The following is a 15,917-nucleotide window of genomic DNA, read 5'->3' on the forward strand; positions in this document are numbered from 1 at the left end:
TCAGGGAAGTTCACCATGTCGCCGCCCTCCACTGCTACGCCCGTTTCATCGGCCGCCATTAGCGAAGAACGTATTGAACGCCTGCTCTACAGTCTGTCGGCGTTGGCCGACATCGGCGAAGCGACGACGGCCGGCGGCAGCTTTGAAACGACGGCGCGTGAGTTGCTCCACTTGATTCTGGGAACGCTGGCGACCTCGAAAGGCGCTATTTTGCTGTATGACGCCGCCTCAGAGCAGCTTCGGCCGATTGTCACGCGCGGCATGGAGCCGCCCGCGGTTGTTCCCCTGCCGTCCGCTGCCGCCGAGCGGTTGCGGGTGTACCCTAAGCCGCTTGACCTACTCACCAAAGATCATCCCCTAGCTGACCAGACTGCCACCGATCTCGCCGCTTTGGCGGCCTTGCCATCTCGCCTGTGGATGCCCCTTGTAGTAGGAGGCCGGTTGGTTGGCGTCCTTTGCCTCGGCGACAAATTTGGGCGGGGAGATTACACGTCGGACGACCTACAGTTGTTGGCCACAATGGCCCAGCATGCCTCACTGGCGCTTTACAACTTTCAAATCATCGGTGAACTGCGTGAAGCCAACTTCCGGCTCAAACGGAAGGTCTTGGAAATGCAATCGCTCTACGATGTCGGCTTGGCGATCGGGGCGTTGCACGAACTTGATCCGATGGCGAGTGAAATCATCAAGCGGGCGGTGATGCTGCTCGACGCCAGTGAAGGCGCGTTGTTTTCCCTTGAAAAGGGCGGACTGCGGGTGGCGGCCTCGTTTGGCATGGACGCCGAGTATCCGCCTAAAACGCTGCTTGCTCTAGAACAGGTGCAGCCGCGCGAAATCCACGAAGTTGTGATTGCGACCCAGCGTGGATGTCGGCTGAATCGGCGGGAACATGGGGGCGACAAAAACTACGCCATCCTGCCGCTCATCGTCAGCGAGCAGGTTGTCGGCGCGCTGATGGTTTGTGACAAACAGACCAGAGACGGCTACGCGCCCTTTACTGAAGAGGACGAACAGTTTTTGCTGGCGCTGGCGACGCAGGCGGCGATTGCAATCGAAAACGCCCGGCTGCACCAGGAAGCTATCGAAAAGGAACGCATCGAGAAGGAACTTGAGGTGGCGGCGGCTATCCAGCGCCGCATTCTCCCGGACAGTTCTCCCGTCCTTGACGCCGTTGAAACCATCGGTGTGAACCTCTCCTGCCGTCAGGTCGGCGGCGACTACTACGACTACATTCGGTTTGATGAGCCAAAACTGGGACTGGTGATCGCCGATGTCTCGGGCAAAGGCACGCCCGCCGCGCTGCTGGTCTCCACGTTGCAGGCCAGTTTCCGCGCGCTGGTTGAAAGCTACGACCTGGCGGAAACGGTGACGCGCCTCAACAAGGTCATCTACAAGGCGTCCCCGTCGTACAACTACATCACGTTTTTCTACGGCGTTCTCGATCTGGAGACCCGGCTCTTTCGTTCCATCAACGCCGGCCACAACGACCCGCTTCTGTATCGGCCGCGCACTGGCGAATGGGTGCGGTTCGCCGGCGGCGGCTTCTGCTTGGGGATGTTCGATTGGGGCGCTTACGAAGTGCAGGAAACCCAGCTTGAGCCGGGTGATGTGTTGTTCCTCTACACGGACGGGGTGACGGAATCCATCAATGCGCAGGGTGAAGAGTTCGGCGAACACCGCGTGCGGGAGTTGTTAGCGCAGTACGCCCACTTGCCGGTCTCCGAGCTTTCAGCTCAACTGTCGGCCGCCATTCGGGATTTTGTCGGCGACGCCCCACAACACGACGACCTGACGTATGTGATCGCGCGGGTGAAGTGAACCGTTCCGGCGGTTGGGAAGGGAAGAGGTTCGTATGCATAGCCTGTTTCAGATGAGGCATCGGCTGTTTTACGCCGGTGTGGTGTTGCTTGTCATCGCCGGCGCACTCGTCGTCGCCGCCAACCGCCGCGCGAACGCTGATGATGGTTTGGCGCTTGCACGCATCATGCCGAAAGGCGCGCTGGCCTACGTCCAAGCGCGCGACTTCAGCGATCTGTTTGCGCGTTGGCGGAAATCGCAGGTTCACGACCGCTACTATGCAAGCGACAGCTACCGCGCCTTTCGCCGGTCGCGGCTGTGGGCCAAGCTTAACGAGCGCCTCAACGAGTTTGAGACGGGCGTCGGCCTCACGCTGACCGAGGACGTGATTGCACAAATGGCCGGCAAGGCGACGGCCGTCGCTCTGTACGATATGGGCAAGCTGGAGTTGGCGTTCATCACCGAACTGTCGGCGGCGCAGGCGGCGGCGACGCCGCTTCTAGCCCGCAAGGCGACATTTGAGGTTCGAACCACGCCGGGCGGGCAGGCTTATCTCGTCCGGGAGTTGGCGACGGACGGCGGCCGGCTGCGGCAGGGGCTTTGTGTGGCGACGCCGCCCGGTAAGCTGATCGTGACCACGACGGAAGCCTTGATGCAGCGCGCACTGGACAACTTAGGCGGCCGGAGCGGCGACGACCTTCTGACGACGATGGCCCCCACGCTGGCCATTGCCGACGGTTTCACGCCCCACGATTTGACGCTCTGGACGGACCTCCCCCGCCTCCGCAAGCAAGTGTATTTTAGCTACTACTGGATTCACGGCGCGGCGGCGACCGACCTAGACGGGATCGAAGCCACCCTAGCGGATGTTGAGTTTACAGGCGACGGTGTACAGGAACGCCGCTGGTCGTTGACAGCCGGACGGCCTGTGCCGGCGGCCTTCACCGCGCAGTCGCAACCAATGGTGGAGCGCCTGCTGGACGCAGCTCCTTTCGCCGTGGTTGAAACCCTTCAGAACGACGCGCCGGAACGCGCGGCGCGGTTGGCGGCGCAGGCAGTACTCCCGCCGCTGCGCCTGATGATAGCCACCAAACAGCTACGCCTGCGAGACATCGAGGACATCGCCGGTGACGCCGCCAAGCGGGGACGTTATCAGCGTCTCGACGCGCGTTTTGACCGCGATCTGGACGACCCAAACGCGCCGGTGACGACTGCCGGGAAGCGTCCGGTCTCTTCTTCGCCGCTGACCGACCCGTTGGAGACGGAACTGGCCAATCTGTTTCGCGCCGCACAGCCGACATATCTGGCGCGACTTGGCGAGACCGTGGCCGAAGGCGGTTCGCCGTTTGTCGCTTTTGAGCGGGCGGTCGCCATTCGGTGCGCGCGTCCGTTCGACGCTAAAGCGTACGAGGCAGCAATAGCGCGCGCCGTTGGGCGGCGTTTCTTCATCGCTGGGACGATGCCGTCTTTTGAGTGGCAAACTCTGTCGAGTGGCGTGACGACGCTGCGCGTCGGAGCGTCGCTTGAACGCTGCGGCGCGTACTTTGTCAGCGATGATCTTGTTGTGATCGCCCGTTCCGCCGCCTATGCGGAGCAACTCAAGGCGCGGTTGACGGCGGCGGGACAGCCAGATAGACCGGCGTACAACCCTTCCGCCTACCGGCAGGCTGTCGTTCGCCTGCGCGCTCTCGCGCCGGGTTATCGGCAGGTTGTCCGCATGATCGGCTCCGCCGGCGTTTCAGGTCTGACGCCGCTTGAGGAAGACGCGGTGGATGAGCCAGTCGCCTTCTTGGAACAGAACATCCTCTCACTGCTGACCGTTGTGGAGCAGTTCGACACCGTTACCATCGAGTCGGCGGCTGGCGAAGGGCGTTTGTTTGAGCGTGTGCGCTACGAGTTTATCCGCTGACAACCTCTGGCGGAGGAGAGATACGCTGTCGGAAGCCAGTTGTGTCGAGCGATGGGCAAGCCAATGACCAAAGCCTTGCGTCGGCGGGCGGCGTCCGAACTTCCGCTTATGGTTTAGGGATGGGGTTAGGCGGGTTTTGGCGCAGGCTTCCACATATGAACACTTGCCGTCCTTTGGGGCGTTTTGGGAGCTTGGGTATGCCCTGTCTAGCTCACGCCGGTTTCACTACTGTCGCACGTTGCGCCGTCTATATCGCCTTCCTATTGGGCAGCCTTGGTTGGCCGCTTACTTTGACCGCCGGGCAGCGCGTCAAGCCAGGCGGCGCGTCACGCTCCGTCGTAGACTACTTCCTCGCCATTCCAGACCAATACCTGCCGGAACCATCCCGTACGCGCCGCCGCGAACTCCTCCGCCCTGAACATGTCACCGTCCGCGACGAGCGCAATGGCTACCTGCAAGTCGCAGGCGACGGCGCGCGTCCCACCGTCACCATCGCCAAGTTTCGGAAAACCGATGGGACGTTTCTTGTCGTGATGACGGCGGATTATGAACTGGGATCAGTCTGCCACGCCTTCGACGACCGGAACGGACAACTCGTGGACGTATCACGCGCCGTTATTCCCGACTACGCCGAATGCCGGGACTTTGAGGCGGACGACTGCCGCATCTACGACTTGCCGCGCTACGGCACAACCATCATCGTCAAGGATGGCCAGAATCGCCGGCGTTATGCGCTCCGCTGGCGCGGCGACCGCTTTGAACGCGCGCCGTAACCTTATTTCATGTCCCGCACTCCCCCCTCCGTTCCGGGAGGTCGCCGGCGTGCGTGGCAGCGCCGGTATGCGCCAAGCTCACCGGCTCGCAGGCGGCTCTAGGGTTAAATCATAGGGATAAGACGGTTGTACGCCTGAAGCGTCATCCGTCTTCGGCGACCTACGTCTTCGGCGGTCGGTGAAGGTCTCCGAAACGGCGCAGCCACGCCAGCCAATCGCGCCGCCGGCGCCGCCAGCGCGTCAACCGACTCTGTCGACGCTGATACTCAGCCTTGTAGTCAAGTTTCCTAGCGAAGATGCGCGCCGCCAGTTCCAATCCCGTCAGGTCAAGCGTTGCCAACGCCGCGCGTTCTTCCGGAGTGAGGCCGAACGTCGCAGCGACGGCTTCCGGCGCGGCCAAGAATCGCTCCCGAAAAGCTTCATCGGCGTAAAGCCGCGCCAGAAAGGCTTCAAACTGTGGGGACGACATCGGTTTCCACCCAACGCGCTGCACGTCCCCGCGCCAGCGCCGCCCGCGCGGCGTCAAGCTCGGCGAGCAACTCATCAAAAACCGGGTAGTCGCCGTCGCGTTCCAAAATGACGACCAACGGCTGCGGCGCACGACGGGCGACTTCCTCCAACAAATCAAACACCGGCGGCGGTGTGGCGTGGCGGTGGTCGTCAAGCAGGCGGCGGCCCGGGAAGCGCGTCGCCTGCACCCATTTGCCGCCGGCGAGGTGGATGCAGCCGACGCGCTCAATCGGCAGTTCAGCGATCACCTCACGCGGGTCAAAATCGAAGTTGCAACCGTTGGCGTAGAGATTGTGCAGGTCAAGCAGCAGATCATTTTCCGTCGCCGCCAGAACGCCTCGCAGCCAAGCGGCTTCGTCCATCCGACTGCCGGGCGGCTCGATGATGGTTGAAATGTTCTCCACGAGCGGCGCACAGCCGACAATCGTCCGCGCCTTCGCCAGATTGCGTGCTGCGCCCTCAATTGTCGCCTCCGTACGGGGCGGCGCCGCCAGATGACCAATTTCCACGCCGCCGCCGCGTACAAAGGCCAGGTGTTCTGACCAAAACCACGGCTCCACGTCTTCGATGAGGCGCGCCATGTGGTCAAGGCGAACGACATCCACCGGTGCAGTCGAGGCCATCCCCAACGACACGCCGTGCAGGGCAAGCGGAACCTGCCGCCCAAGCCAGCGGAGCGCCCGCCGGTCACGCGCCGGCGCGTCGAAATAGTCATCGGCGATGACTTCGACAACCTCAATGCGGTCAAGGTGGGCCAAGATGTCGGCGGCCAGCGGCGCACGCCATCCCAGACCCACGCGGTCGGTCCTTAGTCGCTTCATTGCCGGTATCGGTGGATTCATCGCCACAGCGAGGGCGTCATTAGCTGCAACCGCCGCCGCAGCCGCCGCCGTCACCGCCGCCGTCGCCACCGCTGCTGCAACTGCTGCCACAGGCGCTGCCGCACGAAGAACCGATGGACACCCCGGCGCGGAAGGTTTCCCGCACTTCCGGGAAAACGTCCGACGGCAGCGCCGCGACGCCGTAAACGCCGGCCACCAACGCAATCTGACTGGTCGCGCCTCTGGCTTTGAGGTCGGCGGCGTTGGCGCGCAAGCCGTCAAAGAGCGACGCCAGCGATTCTACGACGCGGTCGCCCAAGCGGGTGCGGTACTCTCCGCCGAACGTCACCGCCCAGCCGGCGGCCGCCAGCATAATGATGAGCGTAAAGCCGATGTTGTAGTGTCCGCCCAAGACGGCGACGGTGATTCTGGTAACGCCGACGACAAGAATGAACAGCAGGGCAAGGGTGGCGCGCACTCTGCGTCGCTTTTGCTGCGCGGTCGAAGGGAAGAAACCAAGCGCCGTCAGCTCGTTTTTGTAAATGTCGTCCACCCGCATCTTGAGACCGCCGGTTTTGAACATCTCCTCCGCCTTGTGCGGTACCATGAAGAAGTCCAAGACCGCTCGTTCAATCGGGAACTTGGCGGTACTCGGATCACCTTCGGGCAGCGCCGTCGCTAGCTTCGGCTCCGCCCTACCTGAATTTTCATCTCGAATCAGCAACAGTCGCCCCTGCTCCATCAGCACCGCCGCCGCAACGCGCAGGGCTTCGTTGGCGCGCCCCCGGAGGTACGCCAGACGGTAGGGGTCTGAAGTGTCAAGCTTCGGCAGTTCGCCAACCGGCTCGGAAATGACCCGCAACAGGTAAAGCGTCCCAATGACGCCCGCGCAAGACAGGAGATACGCCCAGAGGAAGTCGTACTTAGGCAGGGCAATCACGACGTACGTGAAACAGACCAGCAGCGTCGTCCATACGACGCCAAACAGCAGCGGAACCCAAGCGTGGCTCTCAGGGTGCGGTGACGGGGTTGAAAACTTCGGTGTGTACTGTCCTGTTGGTGCGCTGACCGGATACGAACTCATAGGCGGACCTCCCGGCACTAAGCCTAGCGGTGAGAAATGGGTTGGATTGACTGATTGCTAGTTCCGTGACCTCGTTTCGATACGTAAGGCTTGGTCAAATTTGTGCGCCGTTGAATCCGAGCGTGTTACTCCCTCTGTACGCAGATGGTGTAAAGGGGTTGTTTAATGTCCCCGAACTGTCAAAAATTTCCGGTTTCCATTCCAAGGTCGGCGACGCGCGCCCGGATGTGGGAACACGGACCTAGGGTTCTTCTGCAGGGGCGGCGGATGGTCGTCTCAGGTAAGTCTGACCACTTTTCATCTCGTGGACAAACACGATACCCTACAAGGACCGTCGCCGTTGCGGATGGCGTCCTATGGTGTCAAAAATCCTGAGCGTCAGCGGCATGGCGTTGCCGCTGACGCATGAAAACTCCGATGACCTTCCCACGACCGGCGAAGGGGCGATGGACATTCCCGACCGGCTGCCGCTTCTGCCGCTGCGCGACATTGTGATTTTTCCGTTTCTCATCGTACCGCTCTTTGTGCAGCGCGAGAAATCACAGCGGGCGATTGAAAGCGTGTTGCCTCATCGGCGGCTGATTGTCCTTGCAACACAGCGCGACCCAGAGGAGGAAAATCCAACTGAGGCTGATCTGCATCGCGTCGGGACGGTCGCCATGGTGATGCGGCTTCTCAAGTTGGGTGATGGGCGGGTGCGCGTCCTTGTACAGGGCTTGACGCGGGCGGCATTGTTGGGCGTAACCGATGAAGGCGGCTACTTGCAGGCGCAAATCCAACCTATCGCTGAAGCGCCCGTCGAACTCAGTCTGGAAGTTGAGGCGCTCTTGCGCGCAGTCAAAAGCCTGCTGGAGCGCATCGTAACGCTTGGCAAGCCGATCTCGGCGGAAGTGCTTGCCATCGCCGCCTCACTGGACGATCCGGGTCGGCTAGCTGATCTGTGCGCCTCGAACCTTGACGCCAAAATCAGCGACGCGCAGGCCATCCTCGAAGAAACCGACCCGGTCGCCCGTCTGCGGCGGGTTCATGACCTGATGGCGCGGGAAGTGGGTATTCTGACCGTTCAGCAGGAAATCATCAGTCAGGCCAAAGGCGAGATTGACCGCTCCCAGCGCGAGTTCTACCTGCGGCAGCAACTCAAAGCCATTCAGCAGGAACTGGGCGAAGTCTCCGATTTAGGTGACGACATCGCCGCTTATCAGGAGAAAATCGCCGAAGCCGACTTGCCAGAGCGGGCGCGCGAAGAGGCGATTCGTCAGCTCAAACGCCTTGAACGGCTGCACCCGGACGCCGCCGAAGCTGGTTTGCTGCGAACGTACCTCGACACGTTGCTAGCGTTGCCGTGGCGTACCAGTTCGGAGGACCATATTGATCTCCAACACGTCAAAGCGGTGCTTGACGCCGACCACTATGGGCTGGAGCCGGTCAAGGAGCGCATCTTGGAAGCCCTTGCCGTCCGGCGGCTCAAACCCGACGCCAAAGGCATTCTGCTGTGCCTGGTCGGGCCGCCCGGCGTCGGTAAGACTTCCCTGGGGCGGTCGGTCGCCAAGGCGATTGGGCGCAAGTTTGTCCACATTTCGCTGGGCGGCGTACATGACGAAGCCGAGATTCGCGGCCATCGGCGCACCTACGTCGGCGCGATGCCCGGACGCATCATCTTGGGGCTTCAGCAGGCCGGGACAAACAATCCGCTGATGCTGCTGGATGAAGTGGACAAGTTGGGCCACGACTTTCGCGGTGATCCGGCGGCGGCGTTGCTAGAAGTGCTTGACCCGGAACAAAACCACGCGTTCCGCGACAACTACCTTGGCGTTCCATTTGACCTCTCCAAGGTGATGTTCATGTTGACGGCGAACGTCACAGATACGATTCAGCCTGCTCTACGCGACCGGCTCGAAATCGTTCGCTTGCCCGGCTATACCCCGGAAGAAAAGCTGGTTATTGCGCGGCGCCACCTAGCGCCGAAGCAAATGGCTGAAAACGGGCTGACCAGTCGGCACATCAAGATTACGGAAAGCGCGTTGCGTAGCATCATTGCGCGCTACACCCGCGAGGCGGGCGTCCGGCAGCTTGAGCGGGAAATCGGCAAGGTGTGTCGTAAAGTTGCACGCCGCGTCGCAGAAGGCGCGACGCAGAAAACAGTTATTACTGCGGCCACACTGGTGGAGTATCTAGGCGTGCCCAAGTTCAAAGCCGACGCGATTCTGGCTCAGGATCGCATCGGGGTAGCGGCCGGGCTGGCGTGGACGAGCGTCGGCGGCGATGTCATGCACGTTGAAGCCCTGCTGCTGCGCGGGAAGGGGAGTTTGCTGCTGACGGGGAAACTCGGTGAAGTCATGAAGGAGTCAGCCCATGCAGCGCTTTCTTACGCCAAGTCGCGCGCCCGTGAACTCGGTATTGACCCGGACGTCTTCGCGCAGCATGACCTGCACATTCACGTCCCAGAAGGCGCGATTCCCAAAGACGGCCCATCGGCCGGCGTCACGATGGTGACGGCCATGGTTTCAGCGCTCGCCCGCCGTCCGGTCAAGCGTTCTGTGGCGATGACAGGAGAAATCACGCTGCGCGGTGACGTACTGCCCGTTGGGGGCGTCCGCGAAAAGGTGCTGGCCGCGCGTCGCGCCGGCGTCAAAGTGGTCATTCTGCCGGCCAAAAACCAGCCGGATGTCGCCGATATTCCAGCTGAACTTATCAAGGGTCTGAAGTTTGTTTACGTCAACGAGGTTGGTGAGGTCTTCGCCGCCGCCCTTGGCAAGGCCGTCAAGAACCAACCCGCCAAAGGATCAGCGAAATGAAACGCCACCGATTGTTCTTTGCCGCTTGGCTTTTCTGCTTGGCGGCTCTTGGCGCGACGCAGCGGGTTGCTGCAAGCAGGCCGCATCAGGACAGCCATGAGTACGCTCCGCTGCAAACAGTCAAGCTCAACTACCGCGACTGGACTTACCCGGCGCTGACCGGCGACGCCGTCAACCTGCGCACGTGGGCGAAGAACAAGAAACTTGTGCTGGTCGTGTACTTCGCGCCGTGGTGCGGCAACTGGCGCTATGAGTCGGAAGTGGTGGCACGGCTTTACGCCAAGTATCGGGAGCACGGGTTCGGCGTCATCGCCGTCAACGAGTACGGCGCGGCGGCCGAAGCCAAGGCTTTCTTCGGCGCGAACGGCCCACCCTATCCGGTGGTGATTGAATCGGAAGATCGGGCCAAAGTCGGCGAAACGCCGCATGCACTGTACCGTCGGCTGACCGGTGACTTTCGCACGTACGGCTCGCCCTACAACGTTTTCATTGAACCGGCGGCAATGAACGCTACGGGGGAGGTTCTGGCGGAGCACGTCACGGTCGCCAATGGTGAACTCATCGAAGCCGAAGCGGAAGCGTTCATTCGGGAAAAACTCGGACTCCCAGCGTCCGACCCGGCGAGCAAGGCACCCGACTTGGCGGCGCGGCGGTCGTAAAACCTCCGGCGTTCCACCCCGGATGTGCGCCTCAAACGCAGGCGTCCGCCTGTGTAAACCACGCCTCCACTTCACGGCGGCTCTCGGTGATGGGCAACTCCGCCGGTAAACTGCCTAGCACCACCCGCCCGTAGGATTTCCGAATGCGCACGTCCAGCAGGCACATCACACCCCGGTCCGTCCCACTCCGGATCAACCGCCCCAAACCCTGCTTGAGCGCCAAAACCGCCTGCGGCAGGCTGTAGGCGCGGAAGGCGTCCCCGCCCTCCGCTTCAATCCGGCGACACCGCGCCGCCACAAGCGGGTCGGACGGCACGGGAAACGGCAGCCGATCCACAATGACGCACGACAGCGCCTCCCCGACGACATCCACGCCCTGCCAAAAACTCGCCGCCCCAAACAACACGGCGCCAGGCGTCCGGCGAAACACCTCGAGCAAACGCGATTTCGGCGCTTCCCCCTGCACAAGGCACGGAAACGCCGTCTGCCGCCGGACGCCCTCGTACAGCCGCCGCATCTGACTCAGGCTCGTACACAGCACAAACGCCCGCCCCTGCGTGATGGTCAGCAGCGCGATGATTTCGGCAATCGCCGCGTCCGTAAAGTCCGGCGCGTTGGGGTCGGGCAGCCCCGGCGGCAAATAAAGCAGCGCCTGCCGGCGGTAGTCAAAGGGCGAGTCAATGAGGAGTTCATCGCTTTCCTCCAGCCCCAGCCGCGACCGGATGAAGTCAAACGACCCGTGGCTGGTCAGCGTCGCGGAAGTTAGGATGACGGTCTCCAGTCGCCGAAACAACTGCTCCCGCAACAGACCGGCTACGTCAATCGGCGTGGCTTGCAAAAACAACCCCCGTCCACGCTTTTCCCACCAGTACACGTAGTTGTCGTCCGCGCCGCCGACAATGTGCAGTAAGTCGCTGCGGAGGCTGCGCGCGCGTTCCGCGAGGCGCTGGACAGCGGGTTCGGCGGCCGAACACTGCGCCGCCGACTGCAACGCCGCGGCCAGCCGCTCAAGCGCTCCCGCCAGCGCCGTCACACCGTCCGCAACAACCGGTTCGGCGGCGTCGACCGCTGCTGTCGCTTTGTCCGCCAACACCCCTTCCGCCGTCAGCGCGTGAAAGTCCTCCGGCAACAAGCGCCCACGCCCGTCCGTTGCACCGCACGCCGTTTGGCAGATGCCACCGACAAACCGCCAGAAGTGGTCGGCCGCACGGCGCGCCGCCGTGTTGGCCCGCCGAACCTCGCCCGCCGCCGACTCGTCGGGAATGAAGGCTTGCTCCACATCGCGCACCAACTCGGCGAAACGGTAGTTGCTGATTTGCAGACTGAAGTAGCTGGCGGCGGTGTCTTCGATTTCGTGCGCTTCGTCAAAAATGACGCGGGTATGGTCGGGCAAAAACGCGCCGTACGCACTGTGCCGCGCCGCCAGATCGGCAAAAAACAAATGGTGGTTGACGATGATCAGGTCGGCTGCGCGGGCGCGCTGGCGCGCGCGGGTGACGAAGCAATCGTCGTACTTTGGGCATTGTTGCCCAAGGCAGATTTCGCTGCGCGCGTCAAGCTGACTCCACAGTGGCCAGTCCTCCGGCAGTTCCGTCAACTCGGCGCGGTCGCCGGTTTCTGTGGTGCAAGCCCAGCGGCGGATGGCGTCCAGGTGGGGCAGGTCGTCGAGGCCCGGCAGGCGACCCTGTTCGTCAAAGCGCCCCAGCCGGTACAGACACAGGTAGTTGTTGCGCCCCTTGAGCAGCGCCACGCGCAGCTGACGTCCCAGCGCCCGCTCCAGACGTGGAATGTCCTGCTCCAGGATTTGCTCCTGAAGATGTTTGGTCGCCGTGGAAACGACAACGACTTCGTCCTGCAAAACGGCTGGGACGAGATAGGCGAGCGTTTTGCCGGTGCCCGTGCCGGCCTCGACGCACAGATGCCCGCCCCGCTGCAGGGCGTCGGCGACGGCGCGCGCCATCTCCAACTGCCCCGGACGAAACTCAAAGCCGGGCTGGGTTCGGGCCAGTCGCCCGTCTGGACCCAGGACAGCTTCCAGCGCCCAATCGTCGGGTAACGCGGGATGTTCGGCGTCGGTCATGGCGTCCTGCCTTTCGTCCATTTTGTGTCACTGCCGACCGTTTTCCTTGCAGGGCGCGCAGAGCATATGTCAACACAGCTCAGCGAATCAGGCTTCTCAATGTGCTTCTAAGCGATGTTTTATGAGCGAGAATGGAGGGCGTCGCCGGATGTCCGCGTCTTGCCATAACGATGTGACTGCCCCGCTACCTCGCAGCCGTCCAGCCGGCCGTTCGCCAACTATCAACTGACTGGGCGAAAACTTCGGTCGAGATCGCCGTCAACGTGCCCGGTCCTCATCCGACGCAGGCAAGCCGTCGCCCGGCGACCTATCGCCAACCGCCGACCGAACAAAGTAAGCTTCACCGGCTGCCGATTGGCAAGTCAACCCCACCTCCGACAACCACCGGTAAGGTTTTTCGTATGTCGGCCTGCCTGTCGCTGACGACGCCATTGATGGAGCTTCCGACCTACCTACGGCAGATGGGTACAGCTACGGCCGGCAAGTTGGCCGCCGCGCTGGCCGAAGTGGTCGGCAAACCGACAGCGGCCGCCGTCACGGTGGAGGACTTGCTGTTTTACCTCCCGTTTCGCTACGAGGATCGCTCTCACTTGCCGCGCATCCGGGACTTAACGGACGGGATGACGGCGTCCGTCGTGGTCGAAGTTTACGCGCCGTCAACCGTTCCTATTCGGACGAAAAACGGCAAACATCTCACCCTGTTTGAGTTTGTCGGGCGCGACGACACTGGCCGCATTCGCGCCTACTGGTGGAATCAACCCTATTTGCGGCAGACCTTTCCAGCCGAGCGACGGGTGATTCTCTACGGTGAGTGGCAGTTCTCGAATCGTCACCAATGTTATCAAGTGGAGAACCCGGAATACGAACTGCTCAACGACGAAGCCGACAACGATGTGCCGGAGACCATCCACGTTGGACGTTGTGTGCCGGTGTATCGCAAGCTCGGCGACTTTCGCGCGCGGGCGTTGCGGACGCTGATGTTCCGCATCCTCGAAGCGTTAGGTGAGGTTTCTGACGACGGACTGCCGGACGAGTTACGCGCTGGCGTTGGCGCATGCCGGCCGCTTCCGACCAAGGCCGCCGCCTTCCGCGCAGTGCATTTCCCAAGCGTCGGTGCGAACCTCAGCGATCTGCAGGTGCGCCGCTCGCCCGCGCATGCACGCTTGGCGCTAGAGGAGTTTTTTCTACTGACGTTGGCGTTAGGCGATCGTCGCCGCCAGCGCGAGCAAGCTGGCGGCAAGGCGACGATGGTCGTGACAGACGCCATTCGTGCGCGCGTCCGTGAGGCGTTGCCGTTTCCGATGACGCAGGCGCAGAAGCGCGTCATCCGTGAAATTGTCGCTGACATGACCGGCGACCGACCGATGTCGCGGCTGTTGCAGGGGGATGTCGGTTCGGGAAAGACCATCATCGCCTTGCAGGCGTTGATCGTTGCCGTCGAAAACGGTTGGCAGGCGGCGCTAATGGCGCCGACGGAAATTTTGGTTGAGCAGCATTACCGATCCTTGACGCGGTGGTTGGCCGGAACACCCTACCGCGTGGCGGCGCTGACCGGTCGTCTCTCGGCGGCGGAGAAAAAAGCCGTCCGCAAGGCGCTGGCGGCGCACGAACTGGATATTGTCGTCGGCACGCAGGCGCTCATTCAGGACGACACCACTTTCGCCCGCCTCGGCTTGGTCATTATTGATGAACAGCACCGCTTCGGCGTCCTGCAACGGGAAAAGCTAGTGGCGCGGGGCGTCGCGCCGGATGTCCTCGTGATGACGGCGACGCCGATTCCGCGCAGTTTGGCGATGGCGATGTACGGCGACCTCGATGTTTCCGTCATTGACGAGTTGCCGCCGGGCCGGAAGCCGGTCGTGACGGCCGTTCGCGGTAATGACCGCCGAGAGCGCGTTTACGACTTTATTCGGCAGGAGTGCGCCGCTGGCCGCCAAGCATACATTGTTTATCCGCTGGTGGAGGAATCCGAAAAGCTGGATGTCGCTGCTGCAACGGCGGCCGCCGAACACTTGCAACGCGCCGTGTTTCCGATGTTCACCGTCGGACTGCTGCACGGCAAGCTGAAAGCCGAGGAAAAAGACGCCGTGATGCAAAAGTTCGCGGCGGGCGAGATTCAGATTCTGGTGACGACGACCGTGGTGGAAGTCGGTATTGACGTACCAAACGCTTCTGTGATGCTCATTGAGCATCCCGAACGGTTTGGGCTGGCGCAACTGCATCAACTGCGTGGGCGGGTTGGACGCGGCGCGGCCAAATCGTACTGCGTACTGATGACGCCGGATAGCGTATCGCCGGAAGCCCTTGAACGCTTGATGTTTTTTGCGCAAACGCCGGACGGCTTCGCCATTGCGGAGAAAGACCTGCTGTGGCGTGGTCCCGGTGAAATATTGGGCGTCCGGCAGTCGGGCGTACCGGTTTTTCGCGTCGGCGACATTGTGCGCGACGCCGACTGGTTGGCGGCGGCGCGGCAAGCGGCTTGGCGCATCCTGCGGGAGCATCCCAACGATCCACAAACGCAGGTGTGGCTGGCGCAGGCCCGGCGCATGTTTCCGCTGACGACGGGGGGCGTTCACTAAACATCCGTTCAAGGGAGATTCGTCTTGCTCGTCCTGCACAAACTTCACGGTCTAGGCAATGACTTTCTAGTTTTCGACGCGCGGCAGGCAGGCGCGGTAGCATTCTTGGCCGACGCCGAACATCAGGCGCGCGCTGTTTGCGAGCGGCACTGCGGCGTTGGTGCGGATGGCGTCATCGCCGTCGAACCAAGCAACACCGACGAGGCCGACTATCAGATGACGCTCTGGAACGCCGACGGCTCGCGCGCTGAAATGTCGGGCAACGGCCTGCGCTGCGTCGCAGCGTATATCCGTCGCATCCTCGGCTGGGAAAAAGACTCGTTGCGCGTGATGACGGATGTCGGTGTGCGCACAGTTGCCTTTCTTAACTCGTCCGGCTTGGAGACGCGCTGTGCGATTCAGATGGGTTCGCCGGTCTTGACGGCTGAAGCGATACCTTTCCAGATGGCGGCCGGGCTTCCGTCGCCGCTCGTGGATGTCGCCTTGCAGGTTGACGCGGAGACGGTCAGGGCGACGGTTGTATCCATCGGCAACCCGCACTGTACAGTGTTTGTAGACGACGCGCGCACTGCGCCGGCGGCGCGCCTTGGGCCGCAACTCGAACGCCATCCTGCATTTCCCAATCGAACGAATGTGGAGTTTGCGGCTGTCCGCGACCGACGCAACCTTGATGTCGCTTTCTGGGAGCGCGGCGTTGGCCACACCACCGCTTCCGGGACAGGCGCGTGCGCAGCGGCCGTGGCGGCGATGCTCAAGGGGTTGGTTGACCGTGCGGTGACGGTGCACACCGCGCAGGGCGCGCTGGAGGTGGCGTGGGACGCCGTAACGGATGAAGTGACGTTGACGGGGAACGCTTGCTACATTGCCCGTGTCGAATGGGCTGGAGTGGGCATGTGATGCCTCGAGCGTT

General features: G+C 62.3%; 11 protein-coding genes. 7 read left to right on the plus strand and 4 right to left on the minus strand.

The genetic code is table 11. The features are described from left to right. Positions 1 to 15 precede the first annotated feature (15 nt). The 3 genes from NZ585_03895 (at position 16) to NZ585_03905 (ending at position 4,479) form a co-directional block, all read left to right on the plus strand. Entirely contained in the window at positions 16 to 1,818 is a 1,803-nt protein-coding gene (locus NZ585_03895) for a SpoIIE family protein phosphatase (GenBank protein ID MCS7079178.1), read from the plus strand. Between the two features lie 34 nt (positions 1,819 to 1,852). Beyond that, positions 1,853 to 3,706 (plus strand): hypothetical protein, encoded by a 1,854-nt coding sequence (locus NZ585_03900; protein MCS7079179.1) that lies wholly within the window; start codon positions 1,853 to 1,855, stop codon positions 3,704 to 3,706. Between the two features lie 197 nt (positions 3,707 to 3,903). Continuing rightward, the gene (locus NZ585_03905) at positions 3,904 to 4,479 is read left to right on the plus strand and encodes a hypothetical protein (protein ID MCS7079180.1); all 576 of its coding nucleotides are present in this window, start codon (positions 3,904 to 3,906) and stop codon (positions 4,477 to 4,479) included. Between the two features lie 160 nt (positions 4,480 to 4,639). Here NZ585_03905 and NZ585_03910 read toward each other — a convergent pair whose 3' ends face one another. Genes NZ585_03910 through NZ585_03920 form a run of 3 tightly spaced genes read right to left on the minus strand, consistent with a single transcriptional unit; the run spans position 4,640 to position 6,894 of the window. Beyond that, positions 4,640 to 4,948, minus strand: coding sequence for an Os1348 family NHLP clan protein (locus NZ585_03910; GenBank protein ID MCS7079181.1), 309 nt, complete (start codon positions 4,946 to 4,948; stop codon positions 4,640 to 4,642). After that, positions 4,929 to 5,921 carry a DUF692 domain-containing protein gene (locus NZ585_03915; GenBank protein MCS7079182.1) on the minus strand — a complete coding sequence of 331 codons (993 nt, stop codon included), beginning with the start codon at positions 5,919 to 5,921 and terminating at the stop codon, positions 4,929 to 4,931. The genes NZ585_03910 and NZ585_03915 overlap by 20 nt, the downstream gene beginning before the upstream one ends. Continuing rightward, a complete protein-coding gene (locus tag NZ585_03920; protein ID MCS7079183.1) occupies positions 5,851 to 6,894 on the minus strand; it encodes a TIGR04222 domain-containing membrane protein in 1,044 nt (347 codons plus the stop codon). The genes NZ585_03915 and NZ585_03920 overlap by 71 nt, the downstream gene beginning before the upstream one ends. 356 nt (positions 6,895 to 7,250) lie before the next feature. On the opposite strand from NZ585_03920, the gene lon reads away from it, so the two are divergent. Further along, a complete protein-coding gene (lon, locus tag NZ585_03925) occupies positions 7,251 to 9,689 on the plus strand; it encodes an endopeptidase La (protein MCS7079184.1) in 2,439 nt (812 codons plus the stop codon). Further along, positions 9,686 to 10,348, plus strand: a complete 663-nt coding sequence (locus NZ585_03930) for a TlpA family protein disulfide reductase (GenBank protein ID MCS7079185.1) — start codon at positions 9,686 to 9,688, stop codon at positions 10,346 to 10,348. The genes lon and NZ585_03930 overlap by 4 nt, the downstream gene beginning before the upstream one ends. A 31-nt stretch (positions 10,349 to 10,379) precedes the next feature. Here NZ585_03930 and NZ585_03935 read toward each other — a convergent pair whose 3' ends face one another. After that, positions 10,380 to 12,428 carry an ATP-dependent DNA helicase gene (locus NZ585_03935; GenBank protein ID MCS7079186.1) on the minus strand — a complete coding sequence of 683 codons (2,049 nt, stop codon included), beginning with the start codon at positions 12,426 to 12,428 and terminating at the stop codon, positions 10,380 to 10,382. Between the two features lie 263 nt (positions 12,429 to 12,691). Between NZ585_03935 and recG the strand changes: the two genes are divergently transcribed. After that, the gene (gene recG, locus NZ585_03940) at positions 12,692 to 15,007 is read left to right on the plus strand and encodes an ATP-dependent DNA helicase RecG (GenBank protein ID MCS7079187.1); all 2,316 of its coding nucleotides are present in this window, start codon (positions 12,692 to 12,694) and stop codon (positions 15,005 to 15,007) included. A gap of 24 nt (positions 15,008 to 15,031) precedes the next feature. Further along, positions 15,032 to 15,904 carry a diaminopimelate epimerase gene (gene dapF, locus NZ585_03945; GenBank protein ID MCS7079188.1) on the plus strand — a complete coding sequence of 291 codons (873 nt, stop codon included), beginning with the start codon at positions 15,032 to 15,034 and terminating at the stop codon, positions 15,902 to 15,904. Positions 15,905 to 15,917: the final 13 nt, after the last annotated feature.

The sequence above is a fragment of the Chloracidobacterium sp. genome (assembly GCA_025057975.1).
Taxonomy (GTDB): Bacteria; Acidobacteriota; Blastocatellia; order Chloracidobacteriales; family Chloracidobacteriaceae; genus Chloracidobacterium.

Excerpts from the sequence above, each read along its gene's own strand:
- NZ585_03905 (MCS7079180.1), top strand. The coding sequence starts at position 3,904 with ATGCCCTGTCTAGCTCACGCCGGTTTCACTACTGTCGCACGTTGCGCC.
- NZ585_03900 (MCS7079179.1), top strand. The coding sequence starts at position 1,853 with ATGCATAGCCTGTTTCAGATGAGGCATCGGCTGTTTTACGCCGGTGTG.
- NZ585_03895 (MCS7079178.1), top strand. The coding sequence starts at position 16 with ATGTCGCCGCCCTCCACTGCTACGCCCGTTTCATCGGCCGCCATTAGC.
- NZ585_03930 (MCS7079185.1), top strand. The coding sequence starts at position 9,686 with ATGAAACGCCACCGATTGTTCTTTGCCGCTTGGCTTTTCTGCTTGGCG.
- NZ585_03935 (MCS7079186.1), bottom strand. The coding sequence starts at position 12,428 with ATGACCGACGCCGAACATCCCGCGTTACCCGACGATTGGGCGCTGGAA.
- NZ585_03910 (MCS7079181.1), bottom strand. The coding sequence starts at position 4,948 with ATGTCGTCCCCACAGTTTGAAGCCTTTCTGGCGCGGCTTTACGCCGAT.
- NZ585_03920 (MCS7079183.1), bottom strand. The coding sequence starts at position 6,894 with ATGAGTTCGTATCCGGTCAGCGCACCAACAGGACAGTACACACCGAAG.
- lon (MCS7079184.1), top strand. The coding sequence starts at position 7,251 with ATGGTGTCAAAAATCCTGAGCGTCAGCGGCATGGCGTTGCCGCTGACG.